Origin of the sequence: Gorillibacterium massiliense, from assembly GCF_000455485.1 — a bacterium.
Classification (GTDB): Bacteria; Bacillota; Bacilli; order Paenibacillales; family NBRC-103111; genus Gorillibacterium; species Gorillibacterium massiliense.
The window spans coordinates 23,615-40,979 of record NZ_CBQR020000146.1; the positions used below are offsets into that span (position 1 = coordinate 23,615).

The window sequence follows — 17,365 nt, forward strand, 5'->3', positions numbered from 1 at the left end:
GGGAGTGAAGTCAGGCAGACAACCCTGCGAGGCTAAGTGGCGGAGCCACCCGCTCACTACGTTCGCTTAAGCCTCTCGGATTCGGGAATACAAGAACGTTAGACGAAATTCTACAAAGGATTGAAGATATATATGAAAGATTTAAAAACTACAGCAGGCATTTATTATCTTGCCGTAGCCATCGGCTATGTTGAAAGAAGTAATGTAGTCAAATGGGCTGACTTTTGTATTGAACATTTAGAAGTTCCATACGAATTTATTGAACTCTCTTTGTCGGGTTCCAAATCTATTAAAGATACTTTATCTATTCTGAAGACAATATACAGAACAATTGAATTTGATAACCCAATGCGAATTATGCTTAGTCTGATCCGCTCCGATTTCTTAAAACAGAAGATAACAGAAGATGAATTCTTTACATATATTTTTCGTTTGTATGAACACGGTTGTATGACAGATAAAGCAGTTACGGAATTTTCATTTCTAGATCATTTAAGTGATGGATACTATTTAGCGACAGAAGGAATATACGGAAACAAAGAAGATGTAGTACAAGAAGCATTAGAAGATCTAGAGAAATATGAAAAACTCATTACTCCTTTTGAAGGGTTATTCATAGATGAGTAGAACTTCGTCTAACACCATATTCACGCTACGGAGCCTTACGACTCCTTGGTCCGCCCGAGGTTTTTCAGTGTAGTGTGATCAGGCGGACAACCCTGCGAGACTAAGTGGCGGAGCCACCCGGCGCTAACGCGCCTTAAGCCTCTCGGGCTCGTGAATACAATAACGTTATATGCAATCGAGAGAAACCGTATATAAAGAACAATTTAGCCATTACCATTAATTAGGTGGAGTGGTATATTTGTATAAAGCCTTAATAAACAAGTAAATGAAGAATAGAACAAGGATTAGACAATAAGAGATTTATAACTAAATAACGAAAGGACAAAAGATGAGAAGCTCAAAACAGACTACAATTCATAAATGACTATCAACACTATAAAAGCCAAACATAAAAAGATTAACAAGATTAAAAAGATTGAACAAGATTGAACAAGATAATAAAGAACGAAGAGATTAAGATGGGTAACACGAAGAAGTCTCAACAGCATATAACAATACATTTACGCTGCGGTCGGCATAGCCGACCTTGGTCCCGGAAGTTAAGCATCAAGGAAGCCGATGCCGGGACACACCGACTACGTCGGCGTCGTAAATGTGGGAACGATTCCCACCATTCCCCTTGATATCGCGGTTTTTGCGAAGCAAGCACCGCGACACTTTTTCCGCTAATGCGTTAAAAGTGGGGAGCAGCGGGAATCGCGGGAACGTTATGGGACAAGTTCACCAAAGCAAATAAAGAAATATTGATAAAATCAATATATGGAGGAATTATATGAACTTATATGAAGTTGATTATACTAAACCAACAGGAAAATACGAAGCAGCTATTAAAGAATATAATGAATTTTGGAGTCAGGGACAAATTGATTTTTCCAAAGCTTCCGATCCAATTGAAAAGTTTGATGATGAGACGAGAAAGTCTATTTATAACTTCAATTCTAAATTTCCCAATAATGTTGTATGGCATTATCATAGAGATAGAACATCTGTAGATTTAGAAGTAAATGCACTAAGGAAGGTCATTAATTCTGCGAAAAATGAGCATGATATTCAAGATTACATTAAGAAAAATAGAAAGTGGTTTATCCCGGCTTCAATATTTAAAGAGTATAATTTTGGTCACAAAGAGACGTATCTCTTTCCAGAAATGAAGTTAGGAAGTAGCATGCAAGCAGATTATGTTTTATGTGGTAGAAACTCTGATGGATACAGCTTAATCCTTGTTGAATTCGAATCACCGGCTTCAACATTTGTTTTAACTGATGGTTATAAATTATCAGCATCGGCTAATTCTGGCTTAGGTCAGATTAATCAATGGAAAGAGTGGATGGAATCAAATAATACAACATTTTTTAATGAGCATAAATTTATTGAGAAAGGCATAAATGTTCCTATTACAAGGATTCACTATTGTTTAGTGATTAGCAGAAGAAATCAAATGGACACAAATGATAGAGATCGAAAAAATAGAATTATTATTGAATCAACGAATTTAAAAATAATTAATTACGATAGAGTGTGTGATTATGTTTCTAATCTAGATGAAGGATATAGTACTTATAGATAAAAACATAATATCTGGTGAAATCATCCCATAACACGTCGTTATATGCAATCGAGAGAAACTATATATGAAGATCAAATTAGCCATTACCATTAATTAGGGGTAGTGGTATATTTGTATAAAGCCTAGTTAACAAGTAAATGAAGAATAGAACTACGATAAGACAATAAGAGAAATATAAATGAATAACGAAAGAACAGAAGATGAGAAGCTCAAACAAGACTACAAATCATAAATAACTATCAACACTATAAAGTCCACACATTAAAAAGATGAACAAGAATGTAAAGATTGAACAAGATAAAAGGGAATGAAGAAATTATATTGAGTAACGCGGAGAAGTCTCGACAGCATATAACAATACATTTACGCAGCGGTTCGGCATAGCCGCCCCTTGGTCCCGGAAGTTAAGAAGCCAGGAAGTATATGCCGGGACACACCGACTACGTCGGCGTCGTAAATGCGGGAACGTTATCTGCAATTGCCTAAACCCTTATAATAAGGACTGTAAATGACTAAAAGCCAGGAATATATAACCCAAGTCAAACACGCATCGAGATCAGTCAGAACGAGTGATCTTCATGCGTTTTTTATTATGTAGAGATTGATGAGTTACTGTAATAAAGATTTAAGTTTCCGGATCTAGTCATTGTCTGAATGTTAGGGTTACCTAGTTACGATTACGCATAGAGACAGGTAAGGTCAAAACACTATTTTGTAAGTAAAAACGGGGAAGTAGTTAGTAAAAGATTATAAAGATGTGGTGTAGGTTGCTCGAGAAGAGGCAACAGCAGATAACACCGTTTTCCCGCTGCGGGCCCTTCGGCCCTTGGTCTGCCCGAGGATTTTCAGTGAAGTTGATCAGGCAGACAACCCTGCGAGGCTAAGTGGCGGAGCCACCCGGTCCTGGCGGACCTTAAGCCTCTCGGATTCGGGAATACGACAACGTTAGGTGAAACCACGCGAAAGAGGATTATTGGCCGTAATTCAGGAGGAATGAAATGAGAAACCTTCATCAAATCGTACGGAGTTTGTTACCTGATAACGATGATCTCAAAGCAGACATGACCTTCATCTAACACCGTATTCCCGCTGCGGCCGGCAACGCCGACCTTGGTCTGCCCGAAGATTTTCGAGGAAGTTGTTCAGGCAGACAACCCTGCGAGGCTAAGTGGCGGAGCCACCCGCTCCCGATGGTCGCTTAAGCCTCTCGGATTCGGGAATACAACAACGTTATATGAAATGACCGAAATTCTTAACTCAAAAGAGAGGTATTCGCATTGATTAGAACACGATTTCTTTACTCTATTCTTTGGTCAATTGGAGCAGTTTTATTGATTTATTATTCAAGTTTTGTACTTGATTTTGCTAGTGATTGGCGAGCAAGGACATACAATACGCGTGGATATGGTTTATGGATCCCAGTTCTTAACTCTTTAATTTCAGGAATTTATTTGGCTTTTATAAATGGAATCCCTACAAGATTCAGAATAAATCCAGGTAAATTGATAGTATTTGTAATATCTTTTGTGATATTGATGTATATTGTCTTATTGTTTTATTTGAAATTGCCTATATTCAATTTTGGTATTTATACAAGAATAACAAGGGGATCATTTTTTCTTGGATTAGTTTGTGGATACTCAGCAGTTTCTGGCTTTTTCAAATTTAAGAATCATGATTAAGATGGCATGTTCAAGAAGTCGGCCACTTCAGTTAACACAGTATTCACGCGGTGGGCCTTGTGGCGCTTGATCTGGCCGAGGCCTTTCGAGTTGTGGAGTCAGTAGACAACCCTGCGATTTCTAATCTTCGTATGTAGCTATCAGAACTTTTACGCAATTGAAATGGAGGATCATGTGATGGATAAAATTTTAATCGAGGCAATTCGTGTCGCGAAGCTAGCTGGACTGAAAATTAAAGAAATTAGAGAAAATGATGGATACGATGAATATTTAAAAAATGGACACGAACTAGTAACAACTGCAGATTTAGTATCAGATCAAATTATAAAAACAGAAATTTCGAAGGGTTTTCCTAAGCACAAATTTATATCTGAAGAAAGTGATATAGAAAATAGTCTTATAATAAAAGAGCCTACGTGGATTATTGATCCTATAGATGGAACTGTTGGTTATGCCAATAATCATTATCAAGTAGCTATATCTATTGCTTATGCAATTGATAACATAGTTGAGGTAGGAGTAGTGCATAATCCATTTTTGGACGAAACATTTTATGCTGTTAGAGGTAAGGGGGCTTTTTTGAACAATCATAAAATACAGATTAAAAGCGCCAATACATTAAAACAATGTGTGATTGGAACTGGATTTCCTCATATTAAAGAAAATGTGGACTATATTGTTGAAACATTAAGATTAGTACTACCTAAAATAAGAGATATTAGGAGACTAGGATCCCCAGCTCTGGATATTTGTTGGGTTGCCTGTGGTCGCTTACAGGGATTTTATGAAGAAGAATTATCCCCATGGGATGTTGCAGCAGCGAAGTTGATTGCCAGTGAAGCTAAAGCAACCGTGGGGCACTATAGTCTTGAAAACAGCTCAATTCTTCCAAATTGCTTGAATGGTTATAAGGTAATTGTGTCAAGCCCGGGTGTTTTTGAAGAATTGAAAGCAATTTTAATATCTGTTAAATAATAGTTGATTGTTACATATTCAAGATTCAAATATATGGATGGAGTAAAATAAAGCACAGTTTACCGGCAGACAGTAAGATTTTAGTGGCGGAGCCACCGGCGTTGACGCACCTTAAGCCTCTCGGGTTCGTGAATACAACAACGTTAGATGAAAGATATGCAATACAATCTAAATAAATTAGGAGTAGATCACATTATGGAAACCACAACTTTTTTTACAATCTTAATTTATCTATTTTATTTGGTATTGGCTGGATTAGGTATCTATTGTTTGATTTTGTTTATTAAGCTTGCCCACAGAGGAATCAAGGCATTTGATATCTATATTAATGATAAAACAAATAGAAACTAATAATACATATACATAACTAATAAAGTGTAAAACTATATGAAAAGCATTAAACAAATTATGAAACATATAAATGAAACTTCACCGTTATTCGAAGAAGGTGTATCAGTCAGATAACACCGTATTCCCGCTACGGCCGGCTCCGCCAACCTTGGTCTGAGGTTTTTCCTGAGGTAGATTCAGGCGGACACCCCTGCTAGGATAAGTGGCGGAGCCACCCGGCGCTGACGCGCCTTAAGCTTCTCGGGTTCGGGATTACAACAACGTTATGCGAAATTATTGCAATGATTGGAGATCAATGAAATGGACGCTCAAACACTTGCTTTTCTTGCATGTCAAGAATCTAAAAGATACTTGACCCCTGGGATATCCGAGAAGCAATTCTCTGATATTTGTGAAGAAATTATGTGTTCACTTGGAGCAGAGGACTTGTGGTATCCAATGCTTGTAAATTTTGGACAGAATACGATTTATTGTACAAGAGGATCTCATCTCCCATCATCAGAAGTATTACTGAAAGAGAATGACATTGTCTTAATTGATTTTAGCCCCAAATTGAATGGCTTTTGGGGAGATTACTCTGAAACCATAGTGATTGGAAACAACGAAGAAATGAAGCAGTTATCAAGAGATGCGAAGTATATATTTGATCGTACATATGAATATGCACAGAAATGTCGAACGATTGGAGAATTATTTAACTATAGTATTAATTTGATTAAAGAGCTTGATTATATACTTTTAGATCCAAATGGAAACATCGGCCATTCAATTGAAAATTATGATAATCAAAATAAAAGGATATATATATGTCCTGAGAATAAAATGATGAATTTGGATGGAAAGGTATGGGCGATAGAACCGCATTTAGGTAGAGGAATGTATGGAGCAAAATTTGAGAATGTAATACAAAAGTGATGTTTTCTACATTGGAAAACAATTCAAGTTTCAAAAGAGAGAAAAAGAACAAGATAAAAGTGAATACGAGGAATTTTCCATGAAATATGTAATGAAGAATATAGCAGAATTATTGCCTGAGGATTATAGAGGAGTTTATAAATAAGCAAACAATTAGGGTTATTGAAAACCGCAAGGAATATATGGAATAAGACTCGAAGTTTGAAAGACTATCTTAGGTGGATTCTGGGAAGAGGCAACATTCTATAACACACTGTAGGGCGGGCATGCGGTATCAGGCTTTTCAGGAATGCAGATCAGGCGAACAACCCTGCGAGGCTAAGTGGCAGAGCCCCCGGCGCTAACGTGCCTTAATACAAAAACGTTATTGGAAATCAGTGCAAGGATATGCAGGTATCAATAGGGGGAAGAAAAATGTTAGAACGCGAAGAAGTCCTTTCTGGAGGAAATATAAACAACGTAGTTAGGGTAGGAGAGACAGTTCGACGTAATGCTAAACCAAATCCTTTTGTACATGAATTACTTGAACACCTTGAGAAGATTGGCTATCCCTACTCGCCTAGATACATTGGTATAGATGATAAGGGGAGAGAAGTCCTCTCTTACCTTGATGGCGTAGTTTCTGGAAACGAGTATCCTGAAATTGATAAGTATATGTGGTCAGACGAGGTCTTAGTTGAACTGGCCAAGCTCTTAAGAAAATACCACGATGCAACTGTTGGATTTAAAACATCTACCAAGTCAGACAATGAGTACCCAGAGCCGTCATTACATGAGGTCATCTGTCACAACGATGCTGCATTGTATAACATTGTGTTTAAAGATCAACGTCCTGTAGGCATTATTGATTTTGATATGGCGGGGCCAGGGCCACGTAATTGGGATATTGCTTATACTTTATATACATGTGTTCCACTTACAGCTTTTTCTCCAGGAGAAGAAAATCGAGTAGTTAATGATTACAAGAAAGAGAGTCATGCAGCTACAAGAAGGAGACGTATTGAATTATTTTTCAATTCTTATGGTATTCAAGAGCCTAGTGATCTTAAGATGTGGGTAATATCACGTATTCATAGTATGTGTAAAACATTATCAGACCGTGCTGCAAATGGTGACACAGCGTTTATAAGGCTAGTTGAAGAAGGACATTTAGCTCATTATAGGAATGAAGTCAAATTTCTTGATCTGCATTTTAATGAGTGGTACTAACCGAAAGAAATGAAAGCATCTCATAGTAGGCACTGACATCCTAGAACATCGTATTCACGCTGCGGAGCTTTACGGCTCCTTGGTCAGCCCGAGGCATTTCGAGGATGTTGAATCAGACGAAAGCGAGGTAAGTTCATTGAGAATTAACTCTCGATATCATTACAACGCTTTATGGTTGATTGGAGCAATTTTATTGATATACTATTCAAGTTTTATTCTTGATTTTGCAAATGAATGGAAAATAAAGAATTTTAACGTACGTGGATATAATTTATGGTTACCTATATTAACATCCTTCATATCAGGAGTTTATTTGGCTTTTATTCATGGAGTTCCGAAGCAAATTAGAATAAATCGAAGTAGAATTATTGTATTTTTTATATCGATACTTTTACTTACATATTTTGTATTATCTTTCTATTTCGAATTGCCTGAGCCGGATGTTTATATCAGAATCATTAAGTACAATGGACCATTTTTTCTTGAATTAATATGCGGATATTCTGTGATTACTGGATTATTGAGATTCAAGGATCAAGAATAAGGTTGCAAATTCAAGGAGCTGGTCACTTCATATAATACTGCATTCACGTTGCGGGGCTGAAGCCCCTTGGTTCGCCCGAGGGATTGGCAGAGGAGTGGATCAGGCGGACACATTCAATCGGCTAAGTGGTAGAGTCACCCGGGCCTTACGGTCCTTTATCGAGGGAGTGTGAAAAGGATAAAGAAAATTATAGTACTTATGGTAATTTGCTTGGGGAACTCACCTTTAATTTTTGTTTCCATGTATTTCGATTATCTTTATCAAACATCATATTTCTATTTAGTAGCAGTTATATTTCCTGTCCTTTTTATTAGAAAATATAAGGAATTACTTTTAGTTTTTCTTTTAACTTGTGTAGTATCTGTTTTGCTCGTTCATGTTTATATACCAGAAACTCAAGCTTATTTTATACCGTTTGATAGGAACCTTGAAGTTTTAGTTGTTTTTGAAGCCTTTATTTTTGGAATTATACAAGTATTGTTTGTGGCTTTAATAAATTATCTTAAGAATACGATGAATAAATAAACTATAAGTATATTTGAGGAAGACTTTCAAGTGGGCTTGGTCAGGCGGATAACCTTCGAGGCTAAGTGGCGGAGCCACCCGGTCCTGGCGGGCCTTAAGCCTCTTGGGTTCGTGATTACAACAACGTTAGACGACATCCGAGTAAAATTAAATACACAAAGGAAGAGATTAATGAATAAGGGACATATTATTTTCTTAAACGGAACATCTAGTTCAGGAAAGACAAGTTTAACAAAGAAGTTGCAAACGTTAAGTAAGGATCCATATTTTCATTTATCGCTAGATGTATATGAAAATATGGCCCCAGAGAAACATTTAGAAATCAACTACTGGAATACTCTTAGAGATTGTGCTTCAGCGATGCATAACAGTATAAAAACGTTTAGTGATGCAGGACTTAATGTAATTGTAGATCATGTTATTTTAGACATTCCCGAAGAGAAAGGTTGGCTTGAGGAATGTGTGGAGCTTCTTTCAGAATATCCAGTAGTTTTCGTGCGGGTTAATTGTCCTATACATGAATTGGAACGTCGGGAAAGAAATAGAGGGGATAGGGATATTGGCCAAGCTAAATGGCAATTTGAAAAGATTCATGGACATGGAATATATGACATAGAAGTAAACACATTTGAAAACAAAATCGAAGAATGTGCAGAACAAATTATGAAATATATATTACCGGTTAACAATTCAAGTGCATTTAAAAGACTAAATGAGAGAAATAAAGAGAATATTTGAGAGGTTTTCAAGAGGAAGTAGTATAACACGCTGCTGGGCTATCGCCCTTTGGTTGTCAGGTGTTAATCATGGAAGGAAGATCAGACAACAAATGACCCAGCCTAAGATAAGAGCTATCTAAGGCTGGGTCATTTCGTGAACGTTATATGCAATACCTGTCAAGCAAAACTATAATTCACAAGGGAGAAAATTGAAATTATTGAAGAATATAAAGGAGAAGTTATATGGCGAATAAAAGAAGGCAATATGTAATTTTTATTTTGTTAATTATTTTGTTTGTCATATCAGCTTGTACGAGTACAAAATTTGATTTATATGAAGGAAAGTCTTTAAATATAGCAGTCATTGGAGAACCACCGCAAATAAAAGAAGAGCAAGTTATCTTTAAAAAAATTTCATTTGATGATTTGAATAAAGGAGACTTAGATGATTATGATGCTGTCTTGGTTATGGAAGAAAATCTTAATCAAGCAGCAGAAAGACAATACGCCGACATCTATTTAAATTCACCAATACCATTCTTTTTTATTTCAACTAGAAGTCATATACCTTTTACTGAAAGGGATATTGAATATGGAGGGATTTGGGATTGGTCTCCAGGTAATAGCTATGCTGTCGGTGTCTATAAATCAAATGAAGATGGTACATTAAAAGTCTGAGGATTAGGTTTGTATAATGATGAAAAAACCGTCGAAAACATAGAAGAGGTATACTCAAGAATTTTTATGAAAATAGAAAAACTAGATAGTTAGTAAGACTAAAAAAGGCCTTTAGTTAGAAAAGCATGATGAAGGCAGGTACCGCATATAACAATGTTTTCATGCTGTGGATCGCAAGCGATCCTTGGTCTGCCAGAGGTATTTCGAAGAAGTGGAATCAGGCAGACAACAATGAACTGGCTAAGTCTGTTGGACACGGGGCTGCGCCCCTTAAGCCAGTGAGGGTTCGTGGACACCCAGTTGTTATCGGAAATTCTTATGCAAGAAAATTCAATCCATAAAATAATCCTTTGTGGAGTTTGAGCTAGATGGAAGGTAAGTTTAATTATATTGATAATCGCCATTCAAGCCATCGGCAGAAGGTGGTAATCTACACATATTATTGAGGAGATTTGAGAGGGGGAAGATATTATTACATATAACGAGGTTGTTAGAATCGGGGATGTACATTTACTTCCACTAATATCGGAGTTGTACGACTTGAAAGGTTATGAAATCCAATTGATTCCGTCACATGATGGAGGGCGTAATGTCGTTTATACCTGTGAAAAAGAAGGCACCGAAGCAAAGATACTTCGTATCGCTTTCTTAAATGACAGAAGCCGGGAAGACCTTTTGGGCGAAGTTGAATACGTCAGATATTTATTTGATCATGGCGGAAGTGTCTCAGATATAATCAGCTCCCGGAAGGGAAATCAGTTGGAAGGGATAACTTTTAAAAATCGTACCTATTTTATATGCCTGTTTAAAAAGGCTAAGGGGAAAATGCTTGTGGAAAATCATTATCGATACAGGGAAGGAGCCTCAATCAACGAATATTACTTTAATTGCGGTAAAGTCTTGGGGAAACTGCACCAAATATCAAAAGGATATACTCCTGCACATCACCGGTATAGTTTTTTTGACAAATACAATGCCGAATATATCGATAAACTGATACCTGACTCGTTACCTCTGCTGAAGGAAAAGTTGTATAAGCTCCTTAAAACCTTGGAAGGATTGGACAGGAACCGTGAATCCTTCGGTATGGTCCATTTTGATTACAACGATGGGAATTATTCGATAGATTTTGATACCGGGCAAATAACGGTTTATGATTTCGATAATTCGTGCTATTGCTGGTATATGTTTGATCTAGCGGGTCTTTGGACAAGCGGAGTGGGCTGGATACAATTTGAACCAGACGCCGGTAAACGTAAAAAGTTCATGGATGATTATTTTAAAACAGTTCTCATGGGATACAAATCGGAGACCGGGATAGACGATTTATGTTGGAAAAACTCCCCCTATTTATCCAAGTATCGCTCATGGAAAATATTATGGATTCATTCGAGGTAATGCGGAGTAACGGCGAAGAGCCGGTGTGTGATGAAGAACTGTCGTATCTCATTAAATGCTTGGAAGATGATATCCCATTCAAGGGATTTTTCCATGATATATATTCATGTGAAGTACCCTTTGAGTATGACGAACGGATTATCTAGTATACAAATGGTGCACTATGAAATCCTCGTAAAAGCTAAACACCATTTAAAGAAAGAGAGATATAAATGAACTTATCGATACGAGAAATAACTGAGCATGATCCTATCACTATTTCAGATGCATTTAGAGAACAAGGTTGGGACAAACCAGTAGTTCAATACGAAAGATACATTGTTGAACAAAGAATCGGGAAGAGAGTAACATTAATAGCTGAAATCGATGATGTATTTGTTGGGTACTTAAATGTAATTTGGAACTCCTATTACCCGTCATTCAAGGAACAGAATATACCAGAGATTAACGATTTTAATGTCCTAATAAAATATCGGAGATTAGGCATAGGATCAAAATTAATGGATAAGGCAGAAGAAATAATTGGGCGGAAATCATCTATTGCCGGAATTGGTGTTGGGTTATTTTCAGATTATGGAATAGCTCAAGTCTTATATGTAAAGCGTGGTTACGTTCCGGATGGGAAGGGAATACATAACGGTCATCGTTATATTAAGTATGGAGATAGTGTAGCTATAGACGATGATATTGTTCTTTACCTTACAAAGAAATTGAGGGACTAATATTGGGGGTATTTCGATGAGGTTAGGGATGCCAACATTAATTGAATTTCGAGATATCCATGAGAATATCAGGCTCTGTAAGGAATTGAATCTTGATTTTATAGAGCTCAACATGAATCTACCAATTTGCTTACCTGAGTCGATGCCTGCCAATGAAATCATGCGATTAAAGAAACTCTACGGAATTGATTTTACAATTCATCTGCCTGAGGAGATTGACCTTTCTTCCTTCCATCTACCTATCAGAAGGGGACATATCGAACGTTGTAAAGAAACGATTGAATGGGCCCATGCAGCCGAAATCAAAACTTTGAATATGCACTTGAATAATGGGATTTATTTTACACTACCACAACAGAGGGTTTGGATTAATGAGCAATATGAGGCTAAGTATCTTGAATTACTATTAGATTCTTTTGCTGAGCTTTATGATCTTTCTAATAAATTGTCGGTGAAACTGTGCATTGAAAATGCTTGTAATTTTAACGTTTCTTTTATCAAACGAGCTTTAAATATGTTGAGCAGTACGTTTGATAATTTTTATTTAACTTGGGATGTCGGTCATGATGCAAAAGTTAATTATGCTGAGCAGCCGCTTATTTTATCTCATGCTAAACAGGTAAGACACATGCATTTGCACGATTTTAATGGCAAATCGGATCATCAACCATTGTTTACTGGAGTAGTCCCACTTGAAAACAGATTAAAGTTTGCCAGTGAACATGATTTATCAATAGTTGTAGAAGTAAAGACGAGCTTTGCATTAAAGGAATCAATTTATAAATTAAGAGAAATTTTATCTTAACTCAAATAAGCATTTAAAGAAATACTACTGATTTAGCGGCGGAACAGGCTGCATTGGAAAATGGAAGTAAACAATCAATTTGGAAGATCGTGAATCACCTTATTTTCTGGAATGAGAATTGACTTGAGAGTTTTAATCATGAACGAATCGAATCCAATAGTGTTTGATTTGAGGCAGTAACTCAAAAAACAGTTCCGTGAAAATTAAGCTCAGGTGGCTTTCTTTTCTTTGTCTCGTGTTCATAGGTATAAGCTAAGCTAATTAAAATCGGTTCATAGAAAGCTTTACCCACAAAAGAAAATCCTTGCCAATCAGATGTTTTCGAAAGTCCTGCAGGAACCATAATGCAAGGATATCCTGAGATGGCTGCAATGCTTGTTTGTCCATAAAAAAGCACTGCGTCCAATTTCAATTCATCTACCATTTTATCTATACCGTTTACACGCATATCTCGTATGTCTTTTAATCTATCTTGTAGAAATTTTTCCTCGGTTAATGTACCACTTGTTTCTTGTGATAATTCAAGTATTTTTTGCCCATATTTCATGCATGTTTCAGGGTGTTCATTATTATATGTTATGATGTCCGCCAAACAACGAGTTTTTAAACCGTCATCAATTTTTGATAAGTAATAATTAATTCCAGATTTAAACTCATGTAGACATACTGAAGACCCCATGAATTCAACCCGATAATCCTCCTGTTCAATCTCAACTATTTCTACTCCATATTTTGATAAAACACCAATAGCTTCACTTATTAATGCCTTATCTTCGCTGTTAAACTTATCAGCATCAATCTTGTAGAAGCCTACACGTAATCCGCATACTTTTTCCAGACTTAAAAATGAAGTGTAATCTTGATGTGCCAACCATTTACTTTTCCAAGTCGCAGGATCTTTCTCATCAACCCCTGTCATCACACCAAGAAGAATAGTAGCATCGGCAACAGTACGAGCTATGGGTCCTGCTGTATCTTGACTGATAGATATTGGTATTATGCCATTTCTACTAATGAGTCCAACTGTTGGTTTAATGCCTACAACACAGTTTGCTTTTGCAGGACTAATAATTGAGCCGTTTGTTTCAGTTCCAACTGCCACAGAACATAAGTTAGCAGCGACAGCAACAGCTGACCCTGAGCTGGAACCCGAAGGGGTTTTAGAGGTGTCATAAGGACTTATTACCTGCCCACCTCGAGAGCTATATCCGGGAGGCATGTTTTCCGCGAAGAAATTTGCAAATTCTGTCATATTCGTTTTCCCTAGAATAACAGCTCCTGCTTCTCTTGAATTTTTTACCAGGAATGAATCTTCCGCAGAATATAAATGAGCTAGTGCCATTGAACCTGCGCTTGTGTGCATTTTATCTCCGGTACTAATATTGTCTTTAAGTAAAACAGGGATTCCATGAATCAGACTTCGCTTTCCCATATACATCAATTCATAATCCATAGCTTCTGCAATGTGTAGGGCATCAGGATTTATCTCCAAAACGGAATTTAGTCTGGGGCCGTTTTTATCATATTTTGCTATTCTTTCTAAATACATTTTTGTAAGTTGAAGAGAAGTTAAAGTTCCATTATCCATATGTCTTCTAGCTTCTAATATTGATAATTCTTCAATATTTATCAAATAGATAACCTCCAAAAGATCATAGTATTTAAGTCGAATTAAGACTAAAGAAAAAATGAACCTTGAGGTGCTTTTTCTATGACAACAATCTGTCTCGTTAGACATGGGGAAACAGACTGGAATTTTCAGCAGAAACAACTGCAGATTTGATCGCAAGATATTTAGGAATCCATGATTTGATTGAAATGTTTTATTTTATTGAGGAGGACTGTGGGGACGCAGATGGATTAACGAAAGAAGAAGTTAAACTGCTTTATGGGAAGTCATTACCACCGGGGGCTGAAACAAGGCAGCAAGTAAAAGAGCGGGGTAATAATGGATTAGTGTAGATACTAAAAAATTATAAAAATAGAAATGTTATTTTAGTTACTCATGGACATGTAATAAGGTCTATTTTAATGGATTTAGTAGAAGATCGTGATGTGATAGAACAAACTGATTTTCAGAACACCTCTATAAATATCATTGAATACCGAAATGAAGCGTGGAGAATTAAGGTGCTTAATAACATAGATCATTTAAAGTGAATTTAGCGTACTTAAGCCTCACGATGAATACAAGAGACGTTAGGTGAAATCCAAGGGAAAGAAGGTATGTTAATGAACGCAATTACTCAATATTCAATTAAAAAGGCTGATCAAACCATTTACTCGAAGTATTTTGCTACCTATAGAAAGAATATATGGTTTAGACCAAGTTGGTCCTTTTTACAACAAATGATGCTTGGTGCAAGCGATTGTTTTTGGATTTATAGAGATAATAAACGAGTAGCTGGAATTTCTTTAAGTGACAATGAATTGGGGTCATTTTTTATGATACCACCATTCATCTTAACAGTTGATATCGTATCTTTTCTAAAGGATTTTGTGATCAAGAGTTCTGGAGGCAATCACAGGGTAGATGCTTACAATGTTTTAAGCGAACATATCGAAGTTTTTAAGCATGAAGGTTTTAAAATTTTGAGTACAAGGAAATGTATGATAAAACCGACAGAGAAGATTGAGTCCCCTCTTCCTAAAGAGATTGTTTGTGTCAAACCTAATCTGGACTACATAACAAGTATTACTAAGTTAATGGATGAAGCCTATTATGCAGGACCAGATCAAAGGGATATAGATACATATGAACGAGATTTAATCTATTATTTTGAACAAAATAATCACGAAGAAGTACTAGAAGCATCAACTATTCTAATCCAAAAAGAAACAAATGAAATAGTTGGTGTTTGTCTGGTTTCCCTTTGGGAAGATACTCCTCTTATTTTTGAAATTGCTGTTAAACCATACCACAAGAATAAAGGATTAGGAAGATATATGTTAGGTAAGGCGATTACCGCTTGGAATCGTTTTATCCAGTAATTCGATTATTTGTAACTTCGGGGAATCACGCTGAATTTTTATATTCGAATCTTGGTTTTCAGTCAGGAGAGGAGACTTCTCACTTGGTTTTTGAAACTGAAGACACACCGATAGTAACTTTGTGATGTTCTGAACTCCACTTAACTTTCATTTAATCAGGTGCAATTTACTTTTTTGGGAGGTTGCAATAGTGCTGCAAAATTTATTTATAACTAATTACTGTGATAGTAGATGTATGCCATTTAATAGTATTACACGACTTTCGTCTAAAGACGCATATTCTTTGGCAGATAAGCTCTCACAACATGCAGGGATTTCATTTACATCATTTAGCAGGTTTAATGCAAAAGATTTTGATGGTTACTACTTAAAAAGACTTCGTACTGAGGAATGGTTATACAACTCATTTATTTCACTAGGAGGGAAACCTAAGAATGCCCACCCTCTATATTTTGTTCTTGGAGAAAGCAAATATTTAAACGATTGGTTTGAAGACGGTTTGAAAATAAAATTGGCACTTAATGATATTGACCCTAATGATATTAGCTTTACTTATGGGGATAGTATGTCAATACTGGATCGCGAAGATAGAATGGATCTATTCAATAAGGAGTCACTAATAAACTTTATCCATGATAATACTAATGATGCAGCTGCATTTTTAAATGGACTTAATCAACAATATAGATATATTGAAGCGCAACTTTGGAATGATGTTTATATAGAAGACCTAATTCAAGGGGACAGATTATTAAGATAGAAAGGGTTCGGGAATACAGGAACGTTAGGTGAAATCAGCGCAAAAAGGAGGTAGGAATTCTGGAAGGACGAAGGAAATTATTCAAAATTTCTCGGACATTAATCATTGTATTCGTTTTGACTCTTCTCGGTTTAATCCTCTATTATTAGGCACGGTTACATACACTAGAAGATGGAATACCTTCCGAGGTGGAACGGGTGATGTAATTATCATGACGGTCGTTTATAGAGATAAGGATGGAACAAGTATTAACTACTCAGTTGATATTCGTGAATTGGGGATCATCATTAGTCATGAAAAGGAATATAGAGTGAACGGTAATTCAAAGGAATTAATTATTAAGCTTGTTGATTGGATAAAGAATCAGCAATAGTAAAGCTCTTTTGCCAAACAAGGAGTTGTGACTATGACAATGAAAGCTTTAGGTATGGACGATTTAGAAACGTGGAATCAGTTTGCCCATGAAATATCGGATGATATGGTTGGTCAGCTTATTACCGATACGACAATTTTTTATAAGGATTTCTATAGCTATATGAAGGCGAAGATAAAGCAAAACGAAGTATTTATGGAAATAGATGAAGATGCCAAGCGGTGTGTGGGGGTTATAGCTTTTTCCAGGAATCATAATCGTATAACTTTTTTCGGTGTTTCAGGAGTATGTGATTATGAAACAATTGGTTCAAGTTTAGTTAATGTTGCTATAGAAAAACTTGATTCTTTACGAGAAATAACAGTCAATATTTTGAAAGGAGATTTTGAGCCGCTTCTGAAACAGAAGGAATTATTTGAGAAGTATAGTTTTTTTGAGTGCGATAATGCAATCTTCGAGGATGGAGTTCCTGCATATAAGATGTTACGGACACCCCATTGAGGAATGAAAAAAACCTTGTTGAT

General features: G+C 36.4%; 17 protein-coding genes. 16 read left to right on the forward strand and 1 reads right to left on the reverse strand.

Going from position 1 to position 17,365, the window contains the following annotated elements; translation table 11 throughout:
• Positions 1-132 precede the first annotated feature (132 nt).
• The 11 genes from TJ79_RS19620 (at position 133) to TJ79_RS19670 (ending at position 12,717) form a co-directional block, all read left to right on the forward strand.
• Positions 133-627: a hypothetical protein gene (locus tag TJ79_RS19620; protein WP_040952047.1), complete on the forward strand. Its 495-nt coding sequence runs from the start codon at positions 133-135 to the stop codon at positions 625-627.
• Between the two features lie 772 nt (positions 628-1,399).
• Complete coding sequence (locus TJ79_RS19625; protein ID WP_040952048.1) at positions 1,400-2,194, forward strand: Shedu anti-phage system protein SduA domain-containing protein; 795 nt, start codon at positions 1,400-1,402, stop codon at positions 2,192-2,194.
• A 1,859-nt stretch (positions 2,195-4,053) separates the two neighbouring features.
• The gene (locus TJ79_RS19630) at positions 4,054-4,851 is read left to right on the forward strand and encodes an inositol monophosphatase family protein (RefSeq protein ID WP_052339774.1); all 798 of its coding nucleotides are present in this window, start codon (positions 4,054-4,056) and stop codon (positions 4,849-4,851) included.
• Positions 4,852-5,502: 651 nt separating this feature from the next.
• A complete protein-coding gene (locus TJ79_RS19635) occupies positions 5,503-6,117 on the forward strand; it encodes a M24 family metallopeptidase (RefSeq protein ID WP_040952050.1) in 615 nt (204 codons plus the stop codon).
• A gap of 414 nt (positions 6,118-6,531) precedes the next feature.
• Positions 6,532-7,326 carry an aminoglycoside phosphotransferase family protein gene (locus TJ79_RS19640; protein ID WP_040952051.1) on the forward strand — a complete coding sequence of 265 codons (795 nt, stop codon included), beginning with the start codon at positions 6,532-6,534 and terminating at the stop codon, positions 7,324-7,326.
• A 784-nt stretch (positions 7,327-8,110) separates the two neighbouring features.
• Positions 8,111-8,395 (forward strand): hypothetical protein, encoded by a 285-nt coding sequence (locus TJ79_RS28230; RefSeq protein ID WP_238323078.1) that lies wholly within the window; start codon positions 8,111-8,113, stop codon positions 8,393-8,395.
• Between the two features lie 171 nt (positions 8,396-8,566).
• Entirely contained in the window at positions 8,567-9,133 is a 567-nt protein-coding gene (locus tag TJ79_RS19650) for a chloramphenicol phosphotransferase CPT family protein (RefSeq protein WP_040952134.1), read from the forward strand.
• A gap of 224 nt (positions 9,134-9,357) precedes the next feature.
• Entirely contained in the window at positions 9,358-9,792 is a 435-nt protein-coding gene (locus tag TJ79_RS19655) for a hypothetical protein (protein WP_238323079.1), read from the forward strand.
• 540 nt (positions 9,793-10,332) lie between these two features.
• Complete coding sequence (locus tag TJ79_RS19660) at positions 10,333-11,190, forward strand: phosphotransferase enzyme family protein (protein WP_238323080.1); 858 nt, start codon at positions 10,333-10,335, stop codon at positions 11,188-11,190.
• A 212-nt stretch (positions 11,191-11,402) separates the two neighbouring features.
• Positions 11,403-11,912, forward strand: a complete 510-nt coding sequence (locus tag TJ79_RS19665) for a GNAT family N-acetyltransferase (protein ID WP_040952053.1) — start codon at positions 11,403-11,405, stop codon at positions 11,910-11,912.
• Positions 11,913-11,928: 16 nt separating this feature from the next.
• Positions 11,929-12,717, forward strand: coding sequence for a sugar phosphate isomerase/epimerase family protein (locus tag TJ79_RS19670; RefSeq protein ID WP_052339776.1), 789 nt, complete (start codon positions 11,929-11,931; stop codon positions 12,715-12,717).
• A 181-nt stretch (positions 12,718-12,898) separates the two neighbouring features.
• On the opposite strand, the gene TJ79_RS19675 is transcribed toward TJ79_RS19670, so the two are convergent.
• Positions 12,899-14,350, reverse strand: a complete 1,452-nt coding sequence (locus tag TJ79_RS19675) for an amidase family protein (protein ID WP_040952054.1) — start codon at positions 14,348-14,350, stop codon at positions 12,899-12,901.
• A 329-nt stretch (positions 14,351-14,679) separates the two neighbouring features.
• Here TJ79_RS19675 and TJ79_RS28690 point away from each other — a divergent pair, with 329 nt between their 5' ends.
• From TJ79_RS28690 to TJ79_RS19690, 5 genes are all read left to right on the forward strand, one after another.
• Entirely contained in the window at positions 14,680-14,877 is a 198-nt protein-coding gene (locus TJ79_RS28690) for a histidine phosphatase family protein (protein WP_081757024.1), read from the forward strand.
• A gap of 72 nt (positions 14,878-14,949) precedes the next feature.
• Positions 14,950-15,708 carry a GNAT family N-acetyltransferase gene (locus tag TJ79_RS19680; RefSeq protein ID WP_040952055.1) on the forward strand — a complete coding sequence of 253 codons (759 nt, stop codon included), beginning with the start codon at positions 14,950-14,952 and terminating at the stop codon, positions 15,706-15,708.
• Between the two features lie 190 nt (positions 15,709-15,898).
• The gene (locus tag TJ79_RS19685; protein WP_040952056.1) at positions 15,899-16,468 is read left to right on the forward strand and encodes a hypothetical protein; all 570 of its coding nucleotides are present in this window, start codon (positions 15,899-15,901) and stop codon (positions 16,466-16,468) included.
• Between the two features lie 28 nt (positions 16,469-16,496).
• Entirely contained in the window at positions 16,497-16,841 is a 345-nt protein-coding gene (locus TJ79_RS27605; RefSeq protein ID WP_162162976.1) for a hypothetical protein, read from the forward strand.
• A 33-nt stretch (positions 16,842-16,874) separates the two neighbouring features.
• Complete coding sequence (locus TJ79_RS19690) at positions 16,875-17,342, forward strand: GNAT family N-acetyltransferase (RefSeq protein ID WP_052339777.1); 468 nt, start codon at positions 16,875-16,877, stop codon at positions 17,340-17,342.
• Positions 17,343-17,365: the final 23 nt, after the last annotated feature.